Source organism: Novosphingobium sediminicola, from assembly GCF_014196525.1.
In the GTDB taxonomy this organism is placed as follows: Bacteria; Pseudomonadota; Alphaproteobacteria; order Sphingomonadales; family Sphingomonadaceae; genus Novosphingobium; species Novosphingobium sediminicola.
Genome location: NZ_JACIDX010000013.1, coordinates 110,100 through 136,074, shown reverse-complemented (window position 1 = coordinate 136,074; position 25,975 = coordinate 110,100). Strand labels below are relative to the sequence as shown.

Below are 25,975 nucleotides of genomic sequence, written 5' to 3'. Positions count from 1 at the left end.
GAAAAGGGCGCTGCGGGCATTCTCGCAGCGCCTTTTTTATTGGCCGGATGGGGAATGGTGTGAGCGAAGAAATGGTGAGCCTTGTTTCGGGCGAATGGCGCGCGCTGATCCATCCGCTGGGGGCCGAACTGCAATCGCTGCGCGATGGGGCGGGGCGCGAATATATGACCGACGCCGATCCGGCCTATTGGACCGGCCATGCGCCCTTGCTCTTTCCGATTGTCGGTGCGCTGCGCGGCGATGCGTTTCGGCATGAGGGGCGCGAATATGCCCTGCCGCGCCATGGTTTTGCGCGGCGCAGCCGGTTTGCGATTTGTCAGCAGAGCGCAGATGCGGTGAGTTTTGCGCTGGAGGACAGCGAGGCGACGCGGGCGGTTTACCCTTTCTCCTTCCGGCTGGAGATGGCGTTTCGGCTGAAGGACGGCGCCTTGAGCATGGCGGCCACGGTGCATAATCGCGGCGAGGCGGTGATGCCTTTCAGCTTTGGCTATCATCCCGCCTTTGCCTGGCCCTTGCCGGGCGGGGGCGAAAAGACGGCGCATCGCATTATCTTTGCGCAGGACGAACCGGGACCGGTGCGCCGGGTCAGCAAGGCCACGGGCGAATTGTTGCCGGGGGGCGAGGAGACGCCGGTGGCGGCGCGCGAACTGGCGTTGCAGGAAGGTCTGTTTGAGGCCGACGCGATGGTCTGGATCGGGCTGGCCAGCCGCGCCTTGCGCTATGCCTCGCCGGATGGCCCCGCGCTCGACATTGCCTTTCCCGACAGTCCCGACCTTGGCCTGTGGCAGGTGCCCGGCGCGCATTATCTGTGCATCGAACCATGGGCGGGCTATGCCGACCCGCAGGGCTTTGATGGAGAGGTGAGCGAGAAGCCGGGGATCATCCTGTTGCCGCCGGGTGAAAGCCGCAGCTTCCGCATGGACGTCTGCGTCGGCCAGACGGCGGGTGCGTAAGCGCGGGATAGACGAAAAGCGCGGCGCAATGTAAGCGCCCGGCCATGACCGACTCCGCCATGAACCAGCCTTTTGCCACCCGCCGCACCTTTGCCATCATCTCGCACCCTGACGCGGGCAAGACCACGCTGACTGAAAAGCTGTTGCTGAACGGCGGTGCGATCCATCTGGCGGGCGAGGTGAAGGCGCGTGGCGCGGCGCGGCGCGCCCGGTCGGACTGGATGAAGATCGAGCAGCAGCGCGGGATTTCGGTGACATCCTCGGTGATGACCTTTGCGCGCGAGTTTGAAGGGTTGGGGCATATCACCTTCAACCTGCTCGACACGCCGGGCCACGAGGATTTCTCGGAAGATACCTATCGCACGCTGACGGCGGTGGATTCGGCGATCATGGTGATTGACGCGGCCAAGGGCATCGAGCCGCAGACGCGCAAGCTGTTTGAAGTGTGCCGGATGCGCAATGTGCCGATCATCACCTTCGTCAACAAGGTCGACCGCGAAGGCCGTCCGGTGTTCGAAATCCTCGATGAGGTGGCCGACGCGCTGGCGCTGGACGTTTCGCCGCAAAGCTGGCCGGTGGGCATGGGCGGCCAGTTCGAGGGCATCCTTGACCTGAAAAGCGGGCGCATCAGCCGGCCCGAAGGCGACAGCCGCGAATTTCTGGGCAAGGTCGATCATGAGCCGGTGCCGGAGGAATTTGCCGAGGAGATCGAGCTGGGTCAGGCGGGCTATCCCGAATTTGACCTTGAGGCCTATCGCCATGGCGATTTGACGCCGGTGTTCTTTGGTTCGGCCTTGAAGAATTTCGGCGTGGCCGAATTGATCGACGCCATCGCCCGCATCGCCCCTCCGCCGCGCCCGCAGCCCAGTGAAGCAGGCACGATCGACCCGTCGGGCAATGAAGTGACGGGCTTCATCTTCAAGGTGCAGGCCAATATGGACCCGATGCACCGCGACCGCATCGCTTTCATGCGTCTCGTCTCGGGCACGTTCCGGCGCGGTATGAAGCTGACGCCATCGGCGCTGGGCAAACCGATTGCGGTGCATTCGCCGATCCTGTTCTTTGCCCAGGACCGCGAGATCGCCGATGAGGCCCAGCCCGGCGACATCATCGGCATTCCCAACCATGGCACTTTGCGCGTGGGCGATACTTTGTCGGAGACGAACAAGGTGCGCTTCACCGGCCTGCCCAATTTCGCGCCGGAAATCCTGCGCCGCGTTCAGCTCAAGGACCCGACCAAGACCAAGCAGCTGCGCAAGGCTCTCGACGATCTGAGCGAAGAGGGCGTGATTCAGGTCTTCTATCCCGAAATCGGCAGCCAGTGGATCGTGGGCGTGGTGGGCCAGCTTCAGCTCGACGTGCTGATTTCGCGGCTGGAGGCTGAATATAAGGTGGGCGCGATGCTGGAGCCTGCGCCTTTCGACACCGCGCGCTGGGTCAAGGGCGAGGCCAAGGCGCTCTCCGATTTCGTCGAATTCAACCGCGCCAATCTGGCCAAGGACCGCGATGGCGATCCGGTGTTTCTGGCGCGCTCGTCATGGGATGTGTCCTATCAGCAGGAACGCAATCCTGAGCTGACATTCTCCGCGACCAAGGAGCGGTAAGGGTATTACCCGCTTTTGCAGTTTCAACAGGCGCGCCGGGATAGAAATTCCGGCGCGCCTGTTTTTTGCGCGCGCGATGCGTTTGACGGCTTTTGCCTCCAAAACGCTGCCTAAATTTTGGGCAGATGCATAGGAATCGGGCGCAGGGCAGGCCCAATTAACCACCAGACGGGTGTAATCGGCCCGATGAATCCCCGGAATCTCAAAAAACCCTAAATTGGCACACCCCTTGCTATACCTGTTTGCATGCCGGCGCTGGGCCGGTTGGCTAATAGGGGATAGGCATGAAGTTCATCATCGCCATCATCAAGCCGTTCAAGCTCGACGAGGTGCGTGAAGCCCTCGGCGCACTTGGGGTCGCCGGTCTGACGGTGTCCGAAGTGAAGGGCTTTGGTCGGCAAAAAGGGCAAACCGAGATCTATCGCGGCGCCGAATATTCGACCAACATGCTGCCCAAGGTGAAGATCGAGATCGCCGCCAGCGACGAACTGGCGCCGCGCGTGGTCGAAACCATCCAACAGGCCGCCAGCACCGAAGCCATCGGCGATGGCAAGATCTTTGTGCTTGATCTGGCCTCGGCCGTCCGCATCCGCACCGGTGAAACCGGGGATACCGCTCTGTGAGCGGCGCTAGCCTTAGGAGTGAACCCACTATGATCCGCAAGATGATCTGCGGCGCTGGGGCTTTGGGCGCATCGCTCTTTGCCGCCACCACCGCTTTTGCGCAGGCAGCGCCGATCAAGGCGCCGACTGCCGAACAGATGGCCACCATGGTCAACAAGGGCGACAACAGCTGGATGCTGGTGTCCTCGGCGCTGGTGCTGCTGATGAGCATCCCTGCGCTGGCGCTGTTTTACGGCGGCCTGGTGCGTACCAAGAACATGCTCAGCGTGCTGATGCAGGTGTTCATGATTGTTTCGGTGGCCGCTCTTGTGTGGGTGTGCTGGGGCTATTCGATGGCCTTCACCGGTGGTTCGCCGTTTGTCGGCGGCTTCTCCAAGGCGTTCCTGATGGGCGTTTCGGCCAGCACCTATGCGGCCACCTTCTCGAACAACGTCTATCTGCCTGAATACACCTATGTCATCTTCCAGATGACCTTTGCCTGCATCACGCCGGCGCTGATCGTGGGTGCTTTTGCAGAGCGCGTGAAGTTCACTCCGCTCATCATCTTCACCGTGCTGTGGCTGACCATCGTCTATTTTCCGATGGCCCATATGGTGTGGTATTTCGCCGGTCCCGACTTCCTGTCGGCCAACACCGCTGATGCCGGCTATCTCTATGGTCTTGGCGCTCTGGACTTTGCCGGCGGCACCGTTGTGCACATCAACGCAGGTATCGCCGGTCTCGTCGGCTGCCTCGTGATCGGCAAGCGCGTGGGCCATGGCAAGGAAGCCACCCCGCCGCACTCGCTGACCATGACCATGATCGGCGCTTCGCTGCTGTGGGTTGGCTGGTTTGGTTTCAACGCCGGTTCGAACCTCGAAGCCAATGGCCTTGCCTCGCTCGCCTTCATCAACACCTTCGTCGCCACCGCTGCTGCTGCTGTCAGCTGGTCGCTGGTTGAACAGGTCAAGCATGGCAAGCCCTCGATGCTGGGCGCTGCTTCGGGCGCTGTGGCCGGTCTGGTCGCTATCACCCCGGCTTCGGGCTTCGCTTCGCCGATGACCTCGATCGTGCTGGGTCTGGTGGTTTCGCCGATCTGCTTCTTCTTCGTCTCGACCGTGAAGAACAAGCTGAAGTATGACGACACGCTCGACGTTTTCGGCGTCCACTGCATCGGCGGTATCGTCGGCGCGATCGGCACCGGCATCGTGGCCGATCCCTCGCTGGGCGGTCAGGGCTGGGTTGACTACACCGTGTTCCCCTCGAAGGCCGGCAGCTATGACATGGTTGCTCAGGTCATCACCCAGATCAAGGCTGTGGTGCTGACGCTGGTTCTCTCGGGTGTCGGTTCGGCGGTGCTGTTCTTCGCTCTGGACAAGACCATCGGTCTGCGTCCCACGGAAGAAGCCGAGCGCGAAGGCCTCGACATCACCGAGCATGGCGAACGCGCCTACAACTACTAAGTTTCAACAGTTTGGCGGGGCTGGGGATCTCCTCCCTCTCCTCCTCCCCGGTCCCGCCTACCGATGTTCCTCCTGCGAACGACAAACTTATAAAGGGCCGGAGCCAGCCGCTCCGGCCCCTTTTTTATGCGCAGGCCCGGGACAGGGAAATGGATATGAAAAAGGCCGCAAACGCTGGGCTTGCGGCCTTTTCGTGTTTGGGGGCGGGGCTTAGCGGGCCTGTGCGGCCAGCATGTCCATCAGCGGGCGCACCGGGCTGACGTCATAGCCCGCCGAGGCGGCCTGTGCGGTGACTTCGTCGAGATCGGCGCCAAGGCTGGCCTGCGCCAGCGACCAGAGCAGCGTCGAGCGCGTGCCCGAGCGGCAATAGGCGAGGATCTTGCCTTCGCCCTTGAGGGCATCGACCATGGCGGTTACCTGCGCTTGGCTGAAACCGGCATGGGTAACAGGGATGGCGACATAGCCGAGGCCAGCCGCAGCGGCGGCCTGCGCGATGGCGTCGCCCGGAGTCTGGTCGTCGCTTTCGCCTTCGGGGCGGTTGTTGATGATGAGGGTGATGCCCTGCGCGGCGGCGGCATCGACATCGGCAAGGCCGATTTGCGGGCTGGCCCAGACGCTCTGGGAAATCTGGCGGAACATGATCGTCTCCTGTTCTTGGCAGGCGCGAAGGCGGAAGGGGCCGCGCCAAAAGGCTGGATTCGCTCTGCCAAGGGGCGGGGAATCAGACAAGCGGGGATTTGCGCAAGGGGGCGTGGTCGCGCTTATGGCGTATTATTTTCGGATATTCCGGGCTGGCCGCGCGAATCTATTCGCTATGACGCGGAATTTAGGATAAGGCGGAGAGTGCAGAGGAGAGGGTCGCGTTTTTTGCGCGGCTGCTTGCCCTGTCGTTTGGTGCGATTCGTCCTCGCGCTACGCGATTTGGATCAGGGCGAAGCGAAGGTGCTTTCGGTTTTATGGGTTTTGATAGAGGGCGTCGCGGCAGGGGCCGAGACAAGCGCGACGGGTTCGGCGAAGAAGGTTTCGATCCCTTCATGGGCGGTGGCGACCGCTTTGGTGGTGGCGACCGTTTCGGCGGCGGTGACCGCTTCGGCGGCGGCCGTGATCGCGGCGGCTTCGGCGGCGGCGGTGGTGGCGGCTTCGGTGGCCCGCGCAGCGGCGGTGGTGGCGGCGGCTTCGGCGGCCCGCGCGGCGGCGGTGGCGGCTTTGGCGGCGGCGGTGGCGGCATGCCCGCTCAGGTCGTTGGCCAGGGCAAGGGCGTCGTGAAGTTCTTCAACGCTCAAAAGGGTTTTGGCTTCATCCAGCGTGAAGACGGCGGCGAAGATGTGTTCGTGCACATCAGTGCGGTCGAACGCGCCGGTCTTGAAGGTCTGGCCGAAGGTCAGGGGCTGGAATTCACGCTGGTGGATCGTGGCGGCAAGGTGTCGGCCAGCGATCTGTCGGTCGTGGGTGACGTGATCGCGGTCGCCAAGCGCGAGCCCGCAGCTCCCCAGCGCCAGCTGACCGGTGAAAAGGCTACCGGCACGGTCAAGTTCTTCAACGCGATGAAGGGCTTCGGCTTCATCACGCGTGATGACGGCCAGCCCGATGCCTTCGTGCACATCAGCGCGGTCGAACGTTCGGGTCTTCGTGAAATCAACGAAGGCGACCGTCTGGAATTCGACATCGAAGTCGATCGACGAGGCAAGTACTCGGCGGTCAACCTCTCGCCGCGTCAGGGTTGATCCCGAACCTCTTGTCTTAAAGAGGACGCACGGCCCCCAATGGGCTCAGACCTGATTTCCTTTAAGGACAGGTTTGACCCGGGGGCGGCGACAGCATAAACGCGCGCAAATGGCGGCAGGTCCGAAGGATTCGCTTCGGGTCGCCGCCATTTCGCGTTTTCAGCTTCCGCCGAAATATTCTACCGAACATTGTCTGGATTGAAGAGCGGCCTCGCGCTTTTGGGGCCATTCTGGAATGCAAAGGAACTATCGATGACCATTTCGCCGTTGATGCCTGTTTACCCCCGGACCGCCTTTCGGCCGGTGCGCGGTGAGCATTGCCATCTGATTGGCGAGGATGGCCGCCGATATCTCGACTTTGCCGCCGGGATCGCCGTGAATCTGCTGGGCCACAGCCACGAAGGGCTGATTTCCGCGATTCAGAAGCAGGCCGCGACGCTGATGCATGTGTCGAACCTGTATGGCAGCCCGCATCAGGAAAGCGTGGCCAAACGGTTGGTGGAATTAACCTTTGCCGACACGGTGTTCTTCACGAATTCCGGCGCCGAGGCGGTGGAATGCGCAATCAAGACCACGCGCGCCTATCACCAGCAGATTGGCAATCTCGACAAGTATGAGCTGATCACCTTCAAGGAGGCGTTCCACGGGCGCACCATGGGGACGATCTCGGCGTCGAATCAGGAAAAGATGCATAAGAATTTCCTGCCGATCCTGCCGGGCTTCAAATATGTCGATTTCGGCGATCTGGAAGCGGTGAAGGCGGCCATTGGCCCCAACACCGGCGGCATCATGATCGAGCCGATTCAGGGCGAGGGCGGCATCAAGGTGCCCAGCGACGAGTTCCTGCAGGCTCTGCGCGCGCTGTGCGACGAGCATGACCTGATGCTGATCTTTGACGAGGTTCAGTGCGGGGTCGCGCGTACCGGCACGTTCTATGCCTATGAACAATTCGGCGTGGTGCCCGACATTCTTGCGACGGCCAAGGGCATTGGCGGCGGCTTCCCGCTGGGCGCTTGTCTGGCCACAGAAAAGGCGGCGCGCGGTATGGTCGCGGGCACGCATGGCAGCACCTATGGCGGCAATCCGCTGGCGATGTCGGCGGCCAATGCCGTGCTGGACGCGGTGGCCAATGAGGAATTCATGGCCCATGTGCGCGATATGGGCGCCAAGCTGACCAGCCGTCTGGAGCAGTTTATCGGCAATTATCCCGATCTGTTCGAGCTGGTGCGCGGGCGCGGCCTGATGATCGGCCTGAAGATGAAGGTCGAGCCGCGGCCTTTCGTTGCTCATCTGCGTGACAATCACCAGTTGCTGAGCGTTTCGGCGGGCGACAAGACGCTGCGCATCTTGCCGCCGCTGGTGATCGACGAGAGCCATATCGACGAGTTCATGGAAAAGCTTTCGGCCGCCGCCGCCAGCTATCAGCCTGAAGAGGTGGCGTGATGGCTCGGCATTTCCTGAACCTCTCCGATGCGGGGGGGGATGCGGTTGTCGCTATGCTGAATGACGCGCTCGACCGCAAGCGGGCGCGCAGCAGTTGGACCAGGGGGCGTGTCGATGCCGATGCGCCTTTGGATGGCCATGTGCTGGCGATGATCTTTGAGAAGAACTCGACCCGCACGCGCGTGTCTTTCGACATGGCCATGCGCCAATTGGGCGGCAGCGCGATCGTGATGGATGCGGGCGGTATGCAGCTTGGTCGCGGCGAGACGATTGCCGATACGGCCCGTGTGCTCAGCCGCATGGTCGATGCGATCATGATCCGCACCAATGATCATGCCAAGATCGAGGAACTGGCGCATTATGCCACGGTTCCGGTGATCAACGGCCTGACCGATGCCTCGCATCCGTGTCAGATCATGGCCGATCTGCTCACGCTGCTGGAGCGCGGCGTGGCGCTGCCGGGCATGGAGATGGCGTGGCTGGGCGACGGCAATAATGTGCTGCATTCGCTGATCGAGGCGGCGGGGCTGTTGAAGTTCAACATTCGCGTGGGGGGCCCCAAGGGCTTTGAGCCCGATGCGAGCTTTGTTGAACAGGCCCGCGCGCGCGGCGCGAAGATCACCTTTACGCAGGATGCGGCCGAGGCTGCTGGCGGTGCGCAGGTGGTGGTGACCGACACTTGGGTGTCGATGGGGCAGCCCGGCGGCGAGGCCGTCATCAAGGCGATGGAGCCCTATCAGGTCAATGATGCGCTGATGGTGCAGGCGGCACCGGGGGCTTTGTTCCTCCATTGCCTGCCCGCGCATCGCGGCGAGGAAGTCACCGACAGCGTGATCGACAGCGCGCAAAGCGTCGTCTGGGATGAGGCGGAAAACCGCATTCACGCCCAGAAATCGGTGCTGCGCTGGGCATTCGAACAATTGTGAGCACGGGTATGGATTGCGTTCTGCATTTTACCATCCCGTCGCGCGATGCACGGGGGCGGGCGGTTCGGCTCGGCCCCGTGCTCGACCTTGTGCAATCGTCGCATGATTATCCGCCGCCGATTCGTAAGCTGTTGGCCGAGGCGCTGGTGCTGGGGGCGCTGATGGGTGCCTTGCTGAAGGATCAGGACAGCCAGTTGACCATGCAGGCGCAGACGCAGGATGGCGTGGTTGACCTGCTGGTCTGCGATTATCGCAATGGGGAAGTGCGCGGGTATGCGCGCCATGATGAGGAGCGTTTGGCGGCTCTGGGGCCCAATCCCACGTTGCATGATCTGTTCGGCAAGGGCTATCTGGCCATTACCTTCGATCTGGCCGTAACCGGGCAGCGTTATCAGGGGGTTGTGCCGCTGGAGGGCGACTCGCTGGCGCAGGCGTGTCAGGCCTATTTCATCCAGTCCGAGCAGGTGCCGACGCTGATCCGTGTGGCGACATCGGATGTGGGCGGTCATTGCGTGGCCGGTGGTTTGCTGGTGCAGCATCTGCCTGAGGGTGAGGAAGGCCGCGCGCGCCTGCACGTGCAACTCGATCATCCGCATTGGGAGCATGTGGCGGCGCTGGCCGGATCGACGCGTGATGCCGAACTGGTGGATGCCGATCTGGCGCTCGATCAATTGGTTTGGCGGCTGTTCCACGAAGAGAGCGAAGTGCGCGTTTCGGAAGATGCGCCGCTCAAGCGTGGGTGCCGGTGCAGCGAGGAGCATTACCGCACGATTCTGGAACGCTTTGGCGAGGCCGAATTGGCCGAAATGCGGGATGAGAATGGCGCGATCACCATCGATTGTGCCTTTTGCTCAAAGCTTTTCCCAATTTCGATGTAAGGTGGGGTGGGGCCTGCGGGCCCGGCCACAATAGAGATGGAATGATGACCCAGACTCATGTTCCCGCAGGCCGCAAGGCGGTTGTTCTGCTCTCGGGCGGGCTGGATTCGATGGTTTCAGCAGGTTTGGCCCGTGAGGCGGGTTATGAGATCTATGCGCTGACCATCGACTATAATCAGCGCCACGCCTGCGAGATCGATGCGGCAAAGGTGCTGGCCAAGGAACTGGGGGCGGTGCGCCATGTTGTGCTGCCGTTGGACCTGCGCCAGTTTGGCGGCTCGGCGCTGACCGATGACATTGACGTGCCCAAGGATGGGCTGGAGCCGGGGATTCCGGTCACCTATGTCCCGGCACGCAATCTGGTGTTTCTGTCATTGACTCTGGCCTGGGCCGAAGCGGTCGGGGCGCGGGATATTTTTATCGGGGTCAATGCGCTCGACTATTCGGGCTATCCCGACTGCCGCCCGGAATTCATTGCTGGTTTTACCGAGGTTGCGCGATTGGCGACCAAGGCGGGCGATGAAGGTGGTGAATTTACGATCCACGCGCCGCTGCAATTTCTGGGCAAGGGCGATATCGTTCGCGAGGCGGTTCGGCTGGGATTGGATGTGGGGCATAGCTGGTCTTGCTATGATCCGCAGCCCGATGGTTCTGCTTGCGGCCTTTGTGACAGTTGTCGTCTGCGTCTTGGCGGTTTTGCCGAGGCAGGGGTCGAAGACAAATTGCGTTACGCCACCAAATAGTGCGATCGTTAAAAGCTGCTGATCCGGGCCGGGCTCCTCATGGGGTTCCGGCCCAATTCTTTTGCGCGTCAACCTTTGTTTCTGGCTGGATAAGCCGGACAAAAAGAAGGGGCAGCTTGCGCCGCCCCTCCCATTTTTGCCTGAAAGGCTGGACTTAGTTGCCCGAACCCGGACCGTAGGTGATTTCCACGCGACGGTTCTGGAGTTCGCGAACGCCATCGGCGGTCGGAACGCGCGGATTGGCTTCACCGAAGGCCTGGCTCGAGATCGCCGAGTCAGCGACGCCATGCGAGGTGAAGTAGCCGCGGACCGAAGCGTTACGACGGGCTGACAGACCGATGTTGTACTTGGGAGTACCCGAACGGTCAGCGTAGCCAGCCAGAACCACCGGAACCGAGGCGCAGTTGCCATAGGCCTGAATGGCGCTGTCGAGGATCGACGCGGCTTCAGGGGTGATGTCGGCCTTATCCCAATCGAAGAACACGATGTAGGGACCCTTGTTGCACACCGGAGCCGGGGGCGGCGGAGGCGGCGGAGGGGGCGGCGGAGGCGGAGGCGGCGGAGGCGGCGGGGGCGGCGGGGGCGGCGGGGGCGGAGCCACCGGTTCAGCGCCGAAGTTATAGGTCAGCGTCGCCAGCAGCGAGTGCGAGTGGAACGATTCCGACAGCGAATTGCCGGTCAGGCCCACGAAACGGTTTGCACCCGGAGCATTGAAATAGCGATACTTGAGACCCAGATCCCAGTTCTTGCTGATCGGCGCGCGAATGCCGGCCAGAGCCTGCCAAGCAAAGCCGGTGGCCGAATCGTCCACGCCATTGCTGACCAGCGAGGTCACGTTGAAGCTCTTGACGCGAGCCACGCCAACGCCGCCGCCGACAAAGCCCTGCAGGCCATTGTCGGGACCAAAGTCGAGCAGGCCGTTGGCCAGGAAGCTCAGAGCGCTGGTGTTGCCGATAACCTGGTTGTTGTCGGCGGTGTAGATCGTGCCGTTGGCCGCTTCAAAAGACTTGGTCTTGACGCGACGATAGCTTGCTTCGGTTTCCAGACGGAAGGGACCGAAGTCATACCCGACGATGCCGCCGAAGTCATAGCCAAGCTTCGACTTGATGTTGCCAAGAGCGGTGCCGCCCGTGGTGACGTTGGCAAGCGGGTTGGATTCGACGATGACAGCACCGGCGTCGCCTTCGACGTACCAAGTCTTGTCTTTGGCCAGTGCCGGCGTAGCGAGGGCAGTAGATGCCAGCGCCAAGCCCAAGGCAATCTTGCGCATGTGTTTTCCCCTTGTGCGAGTGAGAGGCTACCAATTGCGCGCAGGTCTAACCCCTCGCTTACAGGCGTGCAAGCCGAGAAATACTTAGGATCGTTGCAAATTTGCCACAGGTGAGGCAATTTCAATTCTTGGATTGCGGCATTTTGGCCTCTGTATGGCGCCTTAAGGCAAAATGCCCGCTAACCTTAACGCTACGATTAACTGGCTCACCGCGCTGCGGGCTTCCGAATCCACCGTTGAGCCCCCGGTTGGTGCGCTGATCGATGAAGGGATTTTCCAGCCTGACGAGTAGAGCCAGAAGCAGCCGGTCGAACGATCGAAAACCCTCATTCCATTGCTGGGCGTAACATAGAGCCAGTTTCCGCTCTGCCGACAGGCGATCTGACCGACATGGCTTGCCCAGTCTCCGGTGGCGCCGGTGTCGATGCTCCAGTTCTGGCCGTTGGTCGGAGAGGTGGGCGGTGTGGTTGCAGTGCCTTCGATGGCGCAGTGCATCAGAGCATCGGCGATGGCAAAGGCCTCGTTGACATAGAACTCCTTTTGCGCCTGCCCGGAATAAAGGAAGGGCAAGCCGAAGCGCGGGCTGGCATTATCGAAGGTGAGGGGATCGCTCATAGAAATTCTCCTGTTGCTAGGACATCTCGCGCAGGGCAGGGATCACAGGTCGAACAAGTGCAGAGCATCGGAGGCCTGATAGGTGCCGATCTGTTTGACCCACAGGGCACCATGACCATGGGCGGAAACCAGATCGCTTTGCGTCGCGGCGGTAAGAATCAGGCTGGCCGAAGTTACCTCCCAAAAGGCGTAGGGGGCCGAGGTCGCGCCATAACCGACCTGATAGGCTTCCTTTTCCTCCTTGAGCGGGACATCGACATAGTCGGACCAGACCCAGGCCCCGCGCGCCCGTCGTGTCCAACTCAGGCCCAGCGAGCCATCCGATTGCAGCGCTGCCTGCCCCTGCACGGGCGAGAGGGGGCGCGTGGCGATCCCGCGACAGACAATCGCGGTTTCGACCGGATCGCTGTCGCCCAGCCCCATGGCCGCGATCAGGCTGCCGGTTGAACTGCCCAGCTTGCTCTTGTCCAACTCGATGACGGTGTCATCGAGGAGGACGAAAGGCTCGTCGATGGCATGGTTGCCGATGGCCGCTTCGGTTCCGGCGCGCCCGCGCAGCAATTGCTCCAGCCGCCACCGCGCACCGCCCAGCGGCACCGCCCGACCAAATTGCACGATTTCCGTGCCCAGCAAGGCGCGATTGTTCCCCGCCGACAATTGGCGCAGCGTTGCATCGACCAGCGCCAGATCCGCATTGGCAAGTTCGATTTCAACCGCATTATACCGATCCAGCATATGCGAAGGCCCCGCCGCCAGCACAGTCAGCGCCTTGCCCAAAGTGGCCAGTTGCCGCCCGCTGGTCCCGATCTGGGTCAAGGCCCCCGTGCCATCATCGACATAGAGGACCGCCCCCTTCCACGCGCTGCCTGAGGATGAGAGCGCGGCATAGATCAGCCCGGCATCGCCCGTGCTGCTCCCATCGGAGGGCAATTCAAAAGCGACGATCCGCGTCTGCCCAACCGCCAGATCAGAGGCCAGATTGGCCTGCCCGGAGGCGGTGGCCGCCCGGATCAGCGCCTGCGCAGGTGCGATGCGGGTAAGGCTCAGTTCGATCCCCGTGTCGCGCCACTCCCAATCCTTGACCTGCCACAGGCCTTGAATCGAGGGCAGCGTCACGCAACTGCCCGGCGCCACCGCCGGATCGAGTTCAGCGCAGCGCCACTGGATCGTTTCCTGCGACCAGTCATCGCTCTGCACCGCGCTGCAGATCAGGCGATAGGCTTCCTCGCCGGTCGTGCTGACGGGCAGATCGATCGTCTTGGGCTGGCCCGAAAGGGCGCCGCCGGGGGCTCGCTGCGATCCGGGCTGATAATCCAGATCGACATCGTAATAGCGCAGCGACCTTGGCGGCGATTTGGCGGGCGGCGTGCGCTTCCAGCTATAGCCGCCCTTACCGCCGAAATCCCCGGTGCCGGTGGCCGCGACCGGCTCGTCCAGCATCCGTACCGCCGCGACATCCTGCGGCGCAATGGTCAGCCCATCGCCATCGGCATCGCAGACGATCGGCATAATCGGCAACCACGCCGCCAGCGTATCGGCCAGCGGGTCCGAACAGGAAAAGCCCAGAATGCCATCGACCGGCACATCGACTTGCGCTTCCTCCATCGCATCCTGAACCAGAGTGGCCAGATTGAGCGTTCCTTCATCGCAAAAGACCTCGAAATTGAGGCTGGGAATGCGATTGCCGAATTCGCCCAGTTGCAGATCCTCAAACACCACATAGGCCGTGCCGCGAAAGGCGGGGCACCGATCGCCGCCCAGCAGTGAGGCCATCAGCGGATCGGCGGCCTGATCCTGCGTCCCGGCATGAATGCGCAAGGTGCCCCCAACCTTGAGATCGCCCGAAGACCCGCGCAGCAATTTGCCATCGGCCCAGATCCGGCCGATCCCGATGATCGGGCGACTGGCCAGCGCCACGGCGAAGGAGGAGGTATAGCTGTAGGTGGTGGTCGATGCCTGACCCTTGCCGCCCCCGCTGGTCGAACTATGCTCGCTCAGATCGGTGGCCCAGATGATCGTGCCACCCACCCGCATCTGTCCATAATGGCGCGGCAGAGCGGCGCCATAGGTCGATGTCGTGACGCTCATGTCTTGCAGACGTGCGCCCTGACGCTTGCTGGAGGTGCCAAAGATCGACCCATCGATCTGGCTGCCCACCAAGGCGCCCAGCGCGCCGCCCAAAGGCCCGCCAAAAGCGGTGCCAATCGCCGTGAACAAAATCGTAGCCATGGTCTGCTTCCTTAAAGGTTTGGATCAAGGCGCCAGTGTTCGACCATCACGCCATCGGGCATGGCGGGCGAGCGCAGCACCTGACGCTGGCCGGCATGGGCGTGGACAAAGCCGCCGCCCGAAACGGCGATGACGAAATGCAGCGCCGCCGCCCCCATGCGCAGCAGGACCACATCGCCGGGAAGGATCGCGCCCTCGACCGCTACAAAACCCCACCGTCCGGCCAGATCCATCGCGCGCTGCGGATTGGCGTTGCGCCATGCATAGTCGGTGGGCAAATCGTCGGGCCGCCCGGTCGCCCGCAACGCCACCGCCAGCACGCCCAGACAGTCCAGCCCATGTTCCGGGTGGCGGCCATGCAGGCGAAAGCGCGTGCCGACCAGATCCTCGGCAGCCTGCGCCAGATCCAGCGCAGAACTCATCCTGCCACCCCATAGCGCACCACCAGATCATTGCCGGGCAGGAACGGCTCGCCGCGGAAATTGGCGGCATTGCCAAAGCGCTCGCCACATGTGGCCAGCGTGTGATCGCAACCTTCGCGCAGCGCCACCCGCAACCCGCTGGTCAGCGCCAGATCGAGCGGATGATCCAGCATCAGGAAGCTGCCGGAGCGGCCGGTGATCGTCATCGACAGGCCCGCATAAGGCCCATCGATCCAGCGCAGCGTCCCGCCCAGCAACAGTCCCAGATCGAGCGAAGTGGTCAGATGGATCAGATTGCTGTCCAGATTATGCGCCAGAAGCGTTGCCTCATGGCTGAAACGCGCCGCCGACAGCGCGCATTCCCGGTCGCAGAATTGCGCACGGCATGTGGGGCTGGTGCGCGGGATCGGATCGCGGGCCAGCTCGGCCTTGCTCGATTCCAGTTCGGCAACAAAGCCCTGCATTTCCTGACTGACCGTGCCGATCGCGCCGCGATAGAGCGGTTGATGCTCCATCGTTTCCCAATCGACCACCCCGACCACCACGCGCGCGCCCTCGAACCGGCCCGATTGCAGGTCAAAGGCGCTGATCGCGTCGTGGCTGATGGCGCCGGTGATTTCGGCCGAATCATCGTCCAGTCCCGATGTGCGTCGGATCGCCGCAGGCATCATGCCCGGCGCCGCCATATGGTTGAGCCCATCAAACCACAGATCGCGGTCATGGGTGGTAAAGCCCAATGCCACGCCATCGCCGCGCACGATGCGCCAATAGGTGGCCACGGTTTCCAGTTCCTGCGCGAACCATACCCGGCTCATACCGCCTCCCGCACTTCGATCAGGGGAACGGAGGGCGCTTCTCCGGCCAGAAAGGTCAGGCCCGAAATGTCGAGGCGATCCTGTTCAAAGCGCACCGGCACATCAAACAGGAACCCGGCGCACACGATAGCGCCAGCAGCGGGCGGCGTGGTGAATTGCACGATCCCGCCCGCGCCCAGCACCCAGCCGCTGGCCTGCGCCACGCCATTGACGCTGACCAGCACCGAGCCGCTGCGTGGGCGGGTGATGCGCCGCAACTGGGCATCCTCATCTGCGCCATAGCGTTTGGCGAGCGGGAAGCTGGCCAGCAAGCCGTCGCCGGTGCCCAATACCTGATCGCTGGCCGATGGCGTGCCGGCCATGCCGTTCGAGCTGAAATCGCTGGGATCGCAAAGGCGGAAACCGCGTGCCGGGCCGCGCCGCGCGCGGAAGAACCCCAGCAGAATGCCCAGATCCTGTTCCGAGCGAATGCCCGGCCCGACATCGAAACTCAGCTTTGCATCGCTCCACAGGCTGTTGCGGCGTTCAAAGCCGGAGGCCGTGGTGGTCACGCTGGTGGAAAAGGACGGGCTGATCTTGGTGTCCAGCCCCAGCGGCAGCGGATAGGCCACATCGTCAAAAGCGTTCATATCGTTGCTGTCCTCTGAAACGGGCAGGGCGACAAAGCCGTCGCGGCAGACCTGCGGCAGCGCCCAGACGAAAATTTCATGCGCCTCGCGCTCGCGGGCCTCGCCAATCCCCTGATCAACCAGACGCCATTGGCCGGACTGGCTGGGCAAGAGGACGAAACCGGCCAGATAATCCTGCTGTTCGGGCGGATAACCCAGCCGGTCATTGACCAGTTGATAGGCGGCCTGACGCTGGGCCTCGGCACCTGCGGTCAGCCAGTCGTAATCCTCAACCTGAAGCCGATCAAAGGCGGGGCTGGCCCAGCCGACCGGCATATTGGCCCGCCGCGCCTCAGGCGTCGCTGGGTCAAGGACCGTGGGAACGAAGGTGAGCAACAATGTCTCGCTTGCCACGCCCGCCGCCTGCGCCACCGCCCGCGCCGCCTCGGCCAGAGCGATGGTCGAGGCCGCCAGCATGGCGCCTGCCTGATCCAGCAAGGCGGTTTGCGCCGTGGTCAGGCCAGCGCGCAGATCGGGGATCGCCACCGGGTTGCCGCCAAAACCCGCCTTGGCCGCATCGTCATAGATGCAGATCCGGCCGTCGCTCATCACCCACCACCATGGCTCGCCCACCTGAAAGCGCACCGTGCAACCGGCATCGACCAGCAGTTGGGCAAAGGCGGCGGCTACCGATTTCTGCCATGTCATCGCCGCCGTATTGGCCGGAGACATCAGCGCCGAGGGCGGCGACCAGCCGGTCAGCGCCGGATCGCCATTGGCCGCGCGCTGCTGCCATGCCGGCGGGCAATGCGCGGCCAGCACTTCATAGGAAAGCGAGGCGATCGGCGAATAGCCCCATGCCTTGCAAGCGGCGAAGAACTCACCATGCCAAGCCCGTGCGGGCAGGCACAAAGGATCGCCCGACAGGCCCACCAGATAGCTGCCGCCCGATGCGGTCAACTGGAAGAAATGGCTCATCCCGACATAGTGCAGGATGCTGCCTCGATAGCCGAGTTGACGGACAGAGCGCAGCAGGCGGGCGGGCGTCTGGTTGAAGCTGTCGTCATAGGCCGTGGCCATGGCCAGCCCATGAGGCGGCACAAAGACATTGCCGATCCGCAGCATCGCCTTCTGGCCGGTGCAGCGGATATTGGTCATTTCCACCCATGCATTGGCGCTGGCGCTTAAAGGCGTGGTCGATCCGGCGGTATAGCCATTAGGCACCAAGGAGATGAACATGCGGTCGATGTCGGCGGGATAGAGCGGGTCCATTCCGAAATCGCGCGACCAGCCGCCGAAGACCTCGGAAAAGTTTAGCCTAATCTGCGCATCTTCGCCCGATCCGCTGGCAAAATTCCACAGGCGGACATACCATGTGTGCGCCGCGCCGCCCGCATCGCGCCCCTCAATGGTCAGCGTCGGGCCATTGGTCTGATCCAGCGCGATCAGCCCGCCAGACCTCCAGCGGAATGATAGGGTCGCACCCGAATAATCGCGCGCCGCGGCATAGGCGAGCAGCGGATGGTCGAGCGTATCCTCGCTCTCCCAAATCAGCCCGGCCAGATCGCCCTGCGTCAGAAAACAGGCGTCGAGCCGCAACGCATCAGGCGCAGGCGTGGTGATCGCAGCCATCATTGGGCGCGGGAAATTCACCGTCCAGAAGCGCGGGTCAAAACGCTGGATCCAGTCGGTTTCCTGTCCCTCGCGGGTGGAGGCAAGCCAGAAGGCCATCGGTGATTCCTACTCTGTCAGGTTTGCGGGGGCAGGATTGCGGCGTCAGGATTGGCTCAGCGCGCGGCGCACGGCGCTGGCCACTTGGCGGCTGGATCGCTGCATGGCGGCGGGGGCATCGCTGCTTCCACCGCTTAGCTGGATCGACACGGTGACATTGCGCGATGCGGAGTTGAGCGCGCCATTGGAGGCGACAGAGCCAGCCGATGTCGGCACGAACAGCTCCGGCCCGCGTTCACCCACCATATAGGCCTGTCCCGGCGAGACCGGACCCCCGGTCGCCCGTCCGGGCAGGCCGAGAACCGAGCTGATCAGCGAGGAGATGCCTGAGGTGGTGCCCGAGCTACTTTCCAGCCCCAGAGCGCTGGACAGAAGGCTGCTCGACGCGCTGGCGGCAATATCGGCCAGCGCCTTGAGAGCGGTGGTGCGCAGATCGCCAAACCCGCTGCTGCCCCGCTTCAACGCCTGCGTCAGCGCGCTGTCGAGCGCAGAGCCTGCCTGCGTAAATCCGGGCAGCAGCGTGGTGTCAAAGCCGCTGCGCATGGCGGAGATGTCTTGGGCAAAGCCCTGCGTGCTGGCGCGCACGTCGATGAGCAGGCTCTGGACCGTATCCGATCCGCTGGAACTGGAAGTGTTAGCCATGGTCGCGCTCCATCAAGCGGTTCATTTCCTCGCGGCTCAGCGGTGCGGCGCCGGGGGCGGCATCGGGGGCCAGAATGGCGGCCAGTTCAGCAGGGGTCGCGGCCCAGAATTCATGAGGCCGCCATCCCAGCAGCCTTGCCGCCAGCCCCGACAGCCTTCGCGCGCCTTGTCCGAAACAGACGCCTTCGGTCATCACCCTTCGCCTTGCAGGATCTGGCCCAACAGGCCGCGCAATTGCGGCGAAACGCCGGCCAGCCCCTGTGCCACCACCGCCTCGCCCAATTGTTCGCGGGTGATGCCCTCACGCCGGGCAAGGCAGTGCCAGAACAGGCCGATCAGCTCGGCCAGCCGCAATTGTCCCGCCGCCGCGCGCTCAACCAGAGCGAACAGCGGCCCCAGCTCCTCCTCGGCGGCCACCAGTGCGGCAAAGCTGGGGCGCAGCACGCGCGTCTCGCCCGCCACGATCAGGCTGGATTCGCCGCGCCAGGGGTTGGCGCCGCTCATACCGACACCACCGGACCGGAGCTTTCGAGCTGGATCGTGTATGAGCGTTCACTGTTGTAATCGCCCGAATATTCCAGCTTCTGGACCAGGAACCTGCCCTGCATTTTGCTGCCGTCCTCAAAGCTGAGCTGATAGGTGTCGATCACCCCGCCCAGCGCATTGTCGCGGATGCGGGTTTCGGCGGCCGACCCCATGAACACCCCTGCGGCGCTGACCGAAATGGTGCGCGCGCCAGCCCCTGAAAGCAGGTCGCGCCAGCCCGCGCTGTCCTTGGTGGTGATGGTCACCGCCTGTCCGGCAATCGACATTTGGGTGGTGCGCAGGCCCGCCACGGTGTTGAACGTGGGCGTTGCGGCGCCATCGGTGATTTTCAGCAGAAAGGCGGCTCCGGATTGAGCGGTCATGGTGTCCTCCTTGAAAGGAAATGGGTCAGACAGCGATGGTGCGGAAGCGATATTCCAGCAGCATCGCGCGCGTGTTGTTGGCCCGCGCCTCGGCGCGGCTGCGCAGGAAATTCAGCGTGACGATGCGATAGGTGCCCTGATCATGCGGCAGACTGGCGATGCGGGCCTGAACCGCGCTGGTCACGGCGGCGCCATCTTCGGGCCGGTCGCCGCGCAGATGCAGTTCGATTGCGATGCGGGTTTCGCAGCCCGCCTCGGTCTTGGTGCTCCAGTCCACGCTGGCGCTGGTGGCGATGGCCAGCCACGGCAGAGCGGTGCGGCTGGGCGCTTCCTCCACGATGGCATTGAGCATGCTGCCCAGCGTGGCATCGCTGGCCAGCCAGCCGATCAGGCTGGCGCGCAGGGGAATTTCCATGGGGCCTATCCTCCCTGATTGGCGGTAAAGGCGGGCCAGAGCAGGCGCGCATCGCGCCAGATGGCGGTGGAATCATTGCCGCTTCGGGCCTGATTGGCGGCTTCTTCGGCGATGGCTTCAGCCTGCCGGGTCAGCACATTGGCCAACTGGCCCAGATCGGGCTGAAACGTGGCGGCGATCATGCCATGCGCATCCGGCGCCATGGCCGCCACAGCGCGGTGACCGAGGCGGGCGGCAGGGCATCGGCCCCCGCGCTTTCGCGCTGGCGATAGTGATGCGCGGCAAGGCGCATGATCCCATGGCGCAACGATTCGGGCAGACCCGACCATTGATCCGCCAGTCCGGCGGTAAAGCGCACCACCGCGCGGTCCAGCCCGATGGCGGCGGGAATGCGGATCGCGCATGGCCCATCGCCGTCGATCCGCACCGAATACTGGGTATCGGAAAGGGCGCTGCGCGTGCCCGTGCCGCTCAGTGCTTCGACCGAGATCAGCGCCGAGACAGGGCGCAGGCCCAGCCGGTGCCAGCCATCATTGCCAATCCGCCCGCGCCAGTCGCCGGGGAAATGGCAGCTTTGCCAATCGGCCGGGCCGGGCATGGCGGAGCGCCCCGTGGGCACGCAAAGCGTTTCTTCATAGGTGGCGGCCAGCGGCACCATGCCGATATAATCGGCGCAAACCTCCAGCGCGGTGCCGAGCAGGCTGGTCAGACCCGCATCGTCCGCCGAAATGGTGATGCCAAGCCAGTCCTTCAGCTCGGCCAGCGCCGCAGGTGCCAGGACCGGTGGCGTGACGATAACACGCGTCATGGCGGTCTCCCTTATTTGCATGAACGAAAAGGTGCCCCTCGCGCCGAAACGGCGTCGCAGCGCGAAGGGCCAGGCGGGGAGAGCCTTTAGGCGGTGATCTTGAGCAGCTTGATCGCGTCGCTATCCAGCACCTGTCCGCCCACGCGCTTGGTGGCGTAGAAGTTGACATAGGGCTTGTTGCTGTAGGGATCGCGCAACAGGCGGGTGCCGAAGCGCTCAGTGATCAGATAGCCGTTCTGGAAATTGCCGAAAGCGATCGGCAGGGCGCCCGCGGCCACATCGGGCATATCGGAGGCTTCGACCACCGGATAGCCCAGCAGGCGGTTGGGCTGGCCCTCCATCACCGAGGCCTGCCAGATATAGGCGCCGGTCGAATCCTTGACCTTGCGGATCTGGGCGATGGTGGCCGCATTCATCACCCAGGCCGCGCCCTGACGATGGCCGGGCTTGAGCGCCATCACCATGTCGATCAGCCGATCATCGGGCGCCGTGCCAAGGCCCGCTGCATCACCCGAGCCCAGATGCTGGAGCGTGCCAAAGGTGCGGCTGGTATCGTCGGCGGTGCTGGTGGCGCCGGTCAGAAAGCCCAGCGGCTGATTGGTGCCCGTGCCCGAAACGAAGGCGGCCCCTTCGGCGCGGGCGAATTCATTGGCGATCTGGCCCGCCAGCCAGCCTTCGACATCGAAACCGGCATCGTCCAGCATGAATTGCGTGGCCGAGGGGTTGGCATAGAGTTCGCCCGAGGGGGGGATGATTTCGGCGAATTTGGGCGCTGTGGTTTCGCCCCGTGCTGCGGTCTGGCTGGCCCAGCCCGACTGCGGCGCACCCGTGGCGATCAGCTTGCGATAGTCCGAGGTGGTGGTCTGGACGACCTGCGCGATCGAGCGGATCGGGCTGAGGCGCAGCAGGCGCTCGGCGATCTGCTGATCCAACACGGTGGGGATGACGAAGCCGCCATCGCCCATCACCGCGGTGTTGAGCGACTTCAGCTCGGTATCGCGCCCGGCGCGCAGATAGCCATCGACAAAGCCCTTCAGCTCATGATTGCCGCCATGGGCCGCGCTCAGCGGCGGGCGCGACGTGCGAAAGCGCGACTTCACTTCCTCGATCTCGCCGCGCAGGGCGCTCAGCGCCGCATCGGCGGCTTCCTGACGGGCCAGGATGTCGAACGAGGCGTCGAGACCGGCGTTGAGGTTTTCATGTTCCATGAGGTATTTACCTTTCTGACAAAAAAGCCGCCCCCAAAAATGGCGGCTCGACGAAAAACGGGAAAAGGGGATGGTTGGGCCGCGTTCAGGCGGCCGAAGGAGAAGCGATCATGTGAACCCGCGCGTCATGCTGCATCGGGTGGCTAACCAGGCTGACCTCGAACAGGTCGATGTCGCGCAATTCGCGGCCCTGCGCATCGCGGTCAAAGGCGCGGGCGCGATAGCCAAAGCTAAGTCCCGTGACCTTGCCGGTTTTCAGCGCGGAGGCCGCGCCGCCCGCCGGATTGTCGATCCGGGCGATCACGCGCAGGCCCCGCTCATCCTCGGCGGCATTTTCGATCCAGCCGATCTGCTGGTCCGGGTTATGCTGCCAGAACAGGGGCAGGGGGCCTTGGCGGCGGGCGTCGCGCTCGGCCAGCGTGCGGGCAAAGGCGCCGGGGCGGATCGTGTCGCGCCCCGCATCGCGCTTGTCGAACAGGGCGGCATAGCCGGCAAAGCGCAGGCTATCTTCAGGTTCTGCCGTCATTTCAGCAATTCTCCCGCGCCCGACCGCATCGCAATGCCCACCAGCACCGCGGCCAGCCCGGCGCGCACCGCCCAGTCGATCACCGCTTTCCACATGCTGCGCTTGGCATCGCGCCATGCGCGCAGCAGTTCGCGCAGTTCCGACAGGTCATCGGAGGCGCCATCATCGCTCAGCCCCATGCGCGCCAGCATCCGCGCCGCGCCCAGTTCACTGGCCTCCTCGACAATCGCGCGCAGGGTGATCAGATCGCCCCCATCGGCATTTTCCTGCGCCATCAGCCGCGCCAGCATATCCTCGCGCTTCATGGCTGCACCAGCGCCGGAAGGCCCAGCATCTCGCGCTTTTCCGCGTCCGTCAGGAAACCGGCAGCGTTGATCTGGCTCCACAGCGCCTGCCGGTCCTCGGCCAGCGCGGGGATGCGGTCGAGGTCAATGGCCAGACGCGCATCGGGGAACCATGTCTCCAGCCCCTCGGCGATGGCGGAAAGCAGCTTGTCGGCCAGCGGCAGGAGGGTCAGCCGCCAGAGCGCCTTGTTGGCCTCCTTGTAATTGTTATAGGTGCTGTCACCCGGCAGGCCGAGCAGCATCGGCGGCACGCCAAAGGCCAATGCAATATCGCGCGCGGCTGCGGATTTGAGGGCGGCGAAATCCATGTCGGCGGGCGACATCGACATCGACTGCCATTTCAGGCCCCCTTCGAGCAGCATCGGCCGCCCGGCATTGGGAGAGCCGGAAAAGACCCGGTTCAATTCCTCGCGCAGCCGGTCGAACTGTTCGCCCGAAAGGCCCGCGCCATTGCCCGCATCATAGACCAGCGCCCCCGATGGCCGCGCCGCATTTTCCAGCAAGGACCGGTTCCAGTTGGCCGCCGCATTATGCGTGGCCACCGCCTGATCCGCCGCACCAAGGCAGCCCGCACCATAGTGGTCGTCGCCCGGATGATAGCCCTTGATATGGATGATATTGGGCGAGGCATCGGCATCGCACATCGGGATCGTCATCGACCTTTCGCCCACGCGATAGGTGATGCCCGTGGGCCAGCCATCATTGCCGAACACCAGCGTCACGCGTTCCGGACGCAGGGCAAAGAGTTCGACCGGATAGCCCAGCCCATCCTTCAGGATCTGCACATAGGCATTGCCATGGAGCAGCAACTGGCTGGCCAGCGTTTCGAGCAGCGACTGCCCCGCCGAGGTTTCCAGCACCAGCATGGCCAGCGACGGATCGGTCGGCGCCAGCGGCGCCCCGGCAATGCCATCGGCCACCAGCCGCACCGCGCGATGCGCCACCGGATTTTCCAGATAGGCATGGCGCACCGCACGGTGATAATCGAAGGGCAGGCGCCCCCCGCCGCTCTCGCCAAACATCCATGGCGAGACATAGGATTGCGCCAGCGGCACGCGGGCTCCCTTGCCCTTGAAGGCGGAAGCGATTGTTTCAAGGAAGGTCATAGGATCGCCTTTCAAAACAAGTGGTTGGGCGAAGAAATCACAGATCGAGCACGCGCGGCGGGGCACGGGTGGAAAGCATCAGTTCGGTCAGCGCCCAGACGGCGGCATCGGCGCGGTCGGGCGATCGGCCCGGCCCCTGATAGGCCCCGCCCGCCACCAGACCGCAAAGCTGGTCCTCCAGCGCGGGGAAGGCGCCGACATGGCGCACCCGCCCGGTTTCATAGAGCGCGGCGACCGGTTCTGCCCGCGCCGCTTTGCCCACGCTGGCGTGGACCAGACGGATGGGCAGGGTGACACAGGCCGCGCGCAGCACGCTTTCCACCATGGCACCGCCCTGATTGGCCTCGGCCACGACGCGGTCGGCGCGCCATTTTGCGGCTGCTTCGGCCACGGCGCGGGCCCATTTTTCCGGGCTGGCGCGCTGGACCGTGGCGTCGGCAAGGATCCGCGCCACGCCGTCATCGCCTAATTGCGCGACGATGATCCCGCAGGCATCGCCCGCCGCCGAGGCCGGGGGATCGACGCCGATCACCGTGCGCACAGGTTCTGCCCCCGCGCAGGCCTCGCGCGCCGCCTCGATCATCGCGCGGGTCCAGAGCGCCCCCTCGATGTCGGTCAGCAATTCGCCGTCCAATTCCTGCCGAGCCAGCGCCGAGCGGCCAAAACTGCGGCGCATATCCTTGAGGAAGCGCGCGGGCAGGTTTGACAGATTATCCTGCGTGCGCCCGCGCGTGATGGTCACATCCTCCTGATCCAGCAGTTGCATCAACAAAGGCACCGCGCGCGGCGTGGTGGTGGCCAAAGCCTGAGGATTTTCGCCAAGGCGCATACCGAGCAGGAGGTTGTTCCAGCCTTGCTCTGCCCGCTGCGCGGCATTATCCCATTTGGCGATTTCGTCGCACCAGGCATGGCTGTGCTGCGGCCCGCGCAGGCTTTCGGGTTCGCCTGCCGAGTACAGCGTCGCCTGCGCCCCGTTGGGCCAGACCAGCCGCCGCAGCGAGGGCTCAAAACGCGGGCGACGGCGGGGGGGAGAGCAGGCCAGAATGCCGCTCTCGCCCTCGACCATCACCGCGCGGGCATCGCCCAGAGACGCACCCACCAGAGCAATCCGCGCATCGGGATTGTCGGCGGCCACGCGGCGAACCCATTCAGCCCCCAGCCGCGTCTTGCCAAACCCGCGCCCGGCCATCACCAGCCAGATCCGCCAGTCATCCTGTGGCGGCAATTGCTCGGGCCGCGCCCAAAGTTCCCAATGGTGGCGCAATTCGGCACGCTCGGCCCCGGTCAGCACCGCCAGCGCCGCCAGCCTTTGCGCCATCGGCTGGGCCAGCAGGCATTCCAGCAGGCGCGGCTTACTGCTCATCGGGCGCCTCCGTTCCTGCTTCCGCTCCGGCTTCCTTGGCGGCCAGCCAGCGCTCGCGCATCTTTTCCAGCTTCGCGTTGATCGAGGCGAGGATCGCATCGGCGTCCTCCTCCTCGCGGATGGCGCGTTCGCGGGCGACCGTCTCGCGGTGGGCGGCCAGCAGGCGCAGCGCGGTGGCATTGTCGAAACTGCGCGAGGCTCGCTTGGCCCCGGTCGGCGGTTTCAACTCGCCCACCCGCAGGCGATAGAGCAGCGCCATTTCCAGCGCGTCATACCCTTCGCAAAGGGCCGAGCGCCAGGCGCGGGCAAATTCGGCATCGTGGCGGCGCGTGTCATAGACCACGCGGGTCGAAACCCCCGCCTTGGCCGCCGAGGCCGTCACATTCGATGTCGCGGCCAGTTCAGCCAGAAAGATTGCGCTCCATCCGGCATGGGCACACCGTGGAGACGCCGTCAGTTCATCCTGACGGCGGGACTTGCGATTGTCCGCCATAGTTTTGATCCATTGCTTGAAGGTTTTCGCGGCCGGAGCGACTCGGTCTTTCGCGATGTTCCCTATATGTACCTATTGAGCGTGACGCTGTCAATAAAAAAGTGCCATATGGGTTAGGTGATCCGCGCTTGCCCAT

At 63.9% G+C, this 25,975-nt stretch carries 29 protein-coding genes; 9 read left to right on the top strand and 20 right to left on the bottom strand.

The features are described from left to right. The first annotated feature begins 59 nt into the window (after nucleotides 1-59). The 4 genes from GGR38_RS16710 (at nucleotide 60) to GGR38_RS16695 (ending at nucleotide 4,622) form a co-directional block, all read left to right on the top strand. A complete protein-coding gene (locus GGR38_RS16710) occupies nucleotides 60-953 on the top strand; it encodes an aldose epimerase family protein (RefSeq protein WP_183627296.1) in 894 nt (297 codons plus the stop codon). 44 nt (nucleotides 954-997) lie between these two features. Further along, nucleotides 998-2,557 carry a peptide chain release factor 3 gene (locus GGR38_RS16705; RefSeq protein WP_246404803.1) on the top strand — a complete coding sequence of 520 codons (1,560 nt, stop codon included), beginning with the start codon at nucleotides 998-1,000 and terminating at the stop codon, nucleotides 2,555-2,557. A 284-nt stretch (nucleotides 2,558-2,841) separates the two neighbouring features. After that, nucleotides 2,842-3,180, top strand: coding sequence for a P-II family nitrogen regulator (locus GGR38_RS16700; protein WP_168603000.1), 339 nt, complete (start codon nucleotides 2,842-2,844; stop codon nucleotides 3,178-3,180). Between the two features lie 29 nt (nucleotides 3,181-3,209). After that, nucleotides 3,210-4,622 (top strand): ammonium transporter, encoded by a 1,413-nt coding sequence (locus GGR38_RS16695; protein WP_183627295.1) that lies wholly within the window; start codon nucleotides 3,210-3,212, stop codon nucleotides 4,620-4,622. Nucleotides 4,623-4,832: 210 nt separating this feature from the next. Here GGR38_RS16695 and GGR38_RS16690 read toward each other — a convergent pair whose 3' ends face one another. After that, nucleotides 4,833-5,261: a protein tyrosine phosphatase family protein gene (locus GGR38_RS16690; protein WP_183627294.1), complete on the bottom strand. Its 429-nt coding sequence runs from the start codon at nucleotides 5,259-5,261 to the stop codon at nucleotides 4,833-4,835. Nucleotides 5,262-5,578: 317 nt separating this feature from the next. Between GGR38_RS16690 and GGR38_RS24460 the strand changes: the two genes are divergently transcribed. From GGR38_RS24460 to queC, 5 genes are all read left to right on the top strand, one after another. Next, a complete protein-coding gene (locus tag GGR38_RS24460; protein WP_183627293.1) occupies nucleotides 5,579-6,346 on the top strand; it encodes a cold-shock protein in 768 nt (255 codons plus the stop codon). Nucleotides 6,347-6,598: 252 nt separating this feature from the next. Continuing rightward, the gene (locus tag GGR38_RS16680; RefSeq protein ID WP_183627292.1) at nucleotides 6,599-7,789 is read left to right on the top strand and encodes an aspartate aminotransferase family protein; all 1,191 of its coding nucleotides are present in this window, start codon (nucleotides 6,599-6,601) and stop codon (nucleotides 7,787-7,789) included. Further along, nucleotides 7,789-8,715, top strand: a complete 927-nt coding sequence (gene argF / locus GGR38_RS16675) for an ornithine carbamoyltransferase (protein ID WP_183627291.1) — start codon at nucleotides 7,789-7,791, stop codon at nucleotides 8,713-8,715. The genes GGR38_RS16680 and argF overlap by 1 nt, the downstream gene beginning before the upstream one ends. A gap of 8 nt (nucleotides 8,716-8,723) precedes the next feature. Further along, nucleotides 8,724-9,593: an Hsp33 family molecular chaperone HslO gene (gene hslO / locus GGR38_RS16670; protein ID WP_183627290.1), complete on the top strand. Its 870-nt coding sequence runs from the start codon at nucleotides 8,724-8,726 to the stop codon at nucleotides 9,591-9,593. Between the two features lie 44 nt (nucleotides 9,594-9,637). Beyond that, nucleotides 9,638-10,336, top strand: coding sequence for a 7-cyano-7-deazaguanine synthase QueC (queC, locus tag GGR38_RS16665; RefSeq protein ID WP_183627289.1), 699 nt, complete (start codon nucleotides 9,638-9,640; stop codon nucleotides 10,334-10,336). 154 nt (nucleotides 10,337-10,490) lie between these two features. Here queC and GGR38_RS16660 read toward each other — a convergent pair whose 3' ends face one another. The 19 genes from GGR38_RS16660 to GGR38_RS16570 form a co-directional block, all read right to left on the bottom strand. Next, nucleotides 10,491-11,606, bottom strand: coding sequence for an OmpA family protein (locus GGR38_RS16660; protein WP_183627288.1), 1,116 nt, complete (start codon nucleotides 11,604-11,606; stop codon nucleotides 10,491-10,493). 162 nt (nucleotides 11,607-11,768) lie between these two features. Then, nucleotides 11,769-12,221 carry a DUF2793 domain-containing protein gene (locus GGR38_RS16655; RefSeq protein WP_183627287.1) on the bottom strand — a complete coding sequence of 151 codons (453 nt, stop codon included), beginning with the start codon at nucleotides 12,219-12,221 and terminating at the stop codon, nucleotides 11,769-11,771. A 42-nt stretch (nucleotides 12,222-12,263) separates the two neighbouring features. After that, entirely contained in the window at nucleotides 12,264-14,450 is a 2,187-nt protein-coding gene (locus tag GGR38_RS16650) for a GTA baseplate fiber-binding domain-containing protein (protein ID WP_183627286.1), read from the bottom strand. A gap of 11 nt (nucleotides 14,451-14,461) precedes the next feature. After that, on the bottom strand, nucleotides 14,462-14,872 hold the full coding sequence (locus GGR38_RS16645) for a C40 family peptidase (protein WP_183627285.1): 411 nt from the start codon (nucleotides 14,870-14,872) through the stop codon (nucleotides 14,462-14,464). Continuing rightward, entirely contained in the window at nucleotides 14,869-15,687 is an 819-nt protein-coding gene (locus tag GGR38_RS16640) for a DUF2163 domain-containing protein (protein WP_183627284.1), read from the bottom strand. Before GGR38_RS16640 ends, GGR38_RS16645 begins: the two co-directional genes overlap by 4 nt. Further along, complete coding sequence (locus GGR38_RS16635; RefSeq protein WP_183627283.1) at nucleotides 15,684-18,026, bottom strand: DUF2460 domain-containing protein; 2,343 nt, start codon at nucleotides 18,024-18,026, stop codon at nucleotides 15,684-15,686. Before GGR38_RS16635 ends, GGR38_RS16640 begins: the two co-directional genes overlap by 4 nt. A gap of 45 nt (nucleotides 18,027-18,071) precedes the next feature. Next, nucleotides 18,072-18,668: a tail tape measure protein gene (locus GGR38_RS16630; protein ID WP_183627282.1), complete on the bottom strand. Its 597-nt coding sequence runs from the start codon at nucleotides 18,666-18,668 to the stop codon at nucleotides 18,072-18,074. Continuing rightward, nucleotides 18,661-18,861, bottom strand: coding sequence for a phage tail assembly chaperone (locus GGR38_RS16625; protein WP_183627281.1), 201 nt, complete (start codon nucleotides 18,859-18,861; stop codon nucleotides 18,661-18,663). The genes GGR38_RS16630 and GGR38_RS16625 overlap by 8 nt, the downstream gene beginning before the upstream one ends. After that, a complete protein-coding gene (locus GGR38_RS16620) occupies nucleotides 18,861-19,172 on the bottom strand; it encodes a gene transfer agent family protein (RefSeq protein WP_183627280.1) in 312 nt (103 codons plus the stop codon). The genes GGR38_RS16625 and GGR38_RS16620 overlap by 1 nt, the downstream gene beginning before the upstream one ends. After that, complete coding sequence (locus GGR38_RS16615; RefSeq protein WP_183627279.1) at nucleotides 19,169-19,576, bottom strand: phage major tail protein, TP901-1 family; 408 nt, start codon at nucleotides 19,574-19,576, stop codon at nucleotides 19,169-19,171. The genes GGR38_RS16620 and GGR38_RS16615 overlap by 4 nt, the downstream gene beginning before the upstream one ends. A 25-nt stretch (nucleotides 19,577-19,601) precedes the next feature. Then, nucleotides 19,602-19,991 carry a DUF3168 domain-containing protein gene (locus GGR38_RS16610; RefSeq protein WP_183627278.1) on the bottom strand — a complete coding sequence of 130 codons (390 nt, stop codon included), beginning with the start codon at nucleotides 19,989-19,991 and terminating at the stop codon, nucleotides 19,602-19,604. 5 nt (nucleotides 19,992-19,996) lie between these two features. Then, nucleotides 19,997-20,173, bottom strand: coding sequence for a hypothetical protein (locus GGR38_RS16605; RefSeq protein ID WP_183627277.1), 177 nt, complete (start codon nucleotides 20,171-20,173; stop codon nucleotides 19,997-19,999). Continuing rightward, nucleotides 20,170-20,799: a head-tail connector protein gene (locus tag GGR38_RS16600; RefSeq protein WP_183627276.1), complete on the bottom strand. Its 630-nt coding sequence runs from the start codon at nucleotides 20,797-20,799 to the stop codon at nucleotides 20,170-20,172. Before GGR38_RS16600 ends, GGR38_RS16605 begins: the two co-directional genes overlap by 4 nt. An 86-nt stretch (nucleotides 20,800-20,885) precedes the next feature. Then, nucleotides 20,886-22,007, bottom strand: a complete 1,122-nt coding sequence (locus GGR38_RS16595; protein WP_183627275.1) for a phage major capsid protein — start codon at nucleotides 22,005-22,007, stop codon at nucleotides 20,886-20,888. A gap of 85 nt (nucleotides 22,008-22,092) precedes the next feature. Beyond that, nucleotides 22,093-22,533, bottom strand: coding sequence for an HK97 family phage prohead protease (locus tag GGR38_RS16590; protein ID WP_183627274.1), 441 nt, complete (start codon nucleotides 22,531-22,533; stop codon nucleotides 22,093-22,095). Next, nucleotides 22,530-22,838 carry a DUF6127 family protein gene (locus GGR38_RS16585; RefSeq protein ID WP_172339467.1) on the bottom strand — a complete coding sequence of 103 codons (309 nt, stop codon included), beginning with the start codon at nucleotides 22,836-22,838 and terminating at the stop codon, nucleotides 22,530-22,532. Before GGR38_RS16585 ends, GGR38_RS16590 begins: the two co-directional genes overlap by 4 nt. Next, nucleotides 22,835-23,983 carry a phage portal protein gene (locus GGR38_RS16580; protein ID WP_183627273.1) on the bottom strand — a complete coding sequence of 383 codons (1,149 nt, stop codon included), beginning with the start codon at nucleotides 23,981-23,983 and terminating at the stop codon, nucleotides 22,835-22,837. Before GGR38_RS16580 ends, GGR38_RS16585 begins: the two co-directional genes overlap by 4 nt. Nucleotides 23,984-24,020: 37 nt before the next feature. Next, entirely contained in the window at nucleotides 24,021-25,346 is a 1,326-nt protein-coding gene (locus GGR38_RS16575) for a DNA-packaging protein (protein WP_183627272.1), read from the bottom strand. Then, the gene (locus GGR38_RS16570) at nucleotides 25,336-25,839 is read right to left on the bottom strand and encodes a hypothetical protein (RefSeq protein ID WP_183627271.1); all 504 of its coding nucleotides are present in this window, start codon (nucleotides 25,837-25,839) and stop codon (nucleotides 25,336-25,338) included. Before GGR38_RS16570 ends, GGR38_RS16575 begins: the two co-directional genes overlap by 11 nt. Nucleotides 25,840-25,975: the final 136 nt, after the last annotated feature.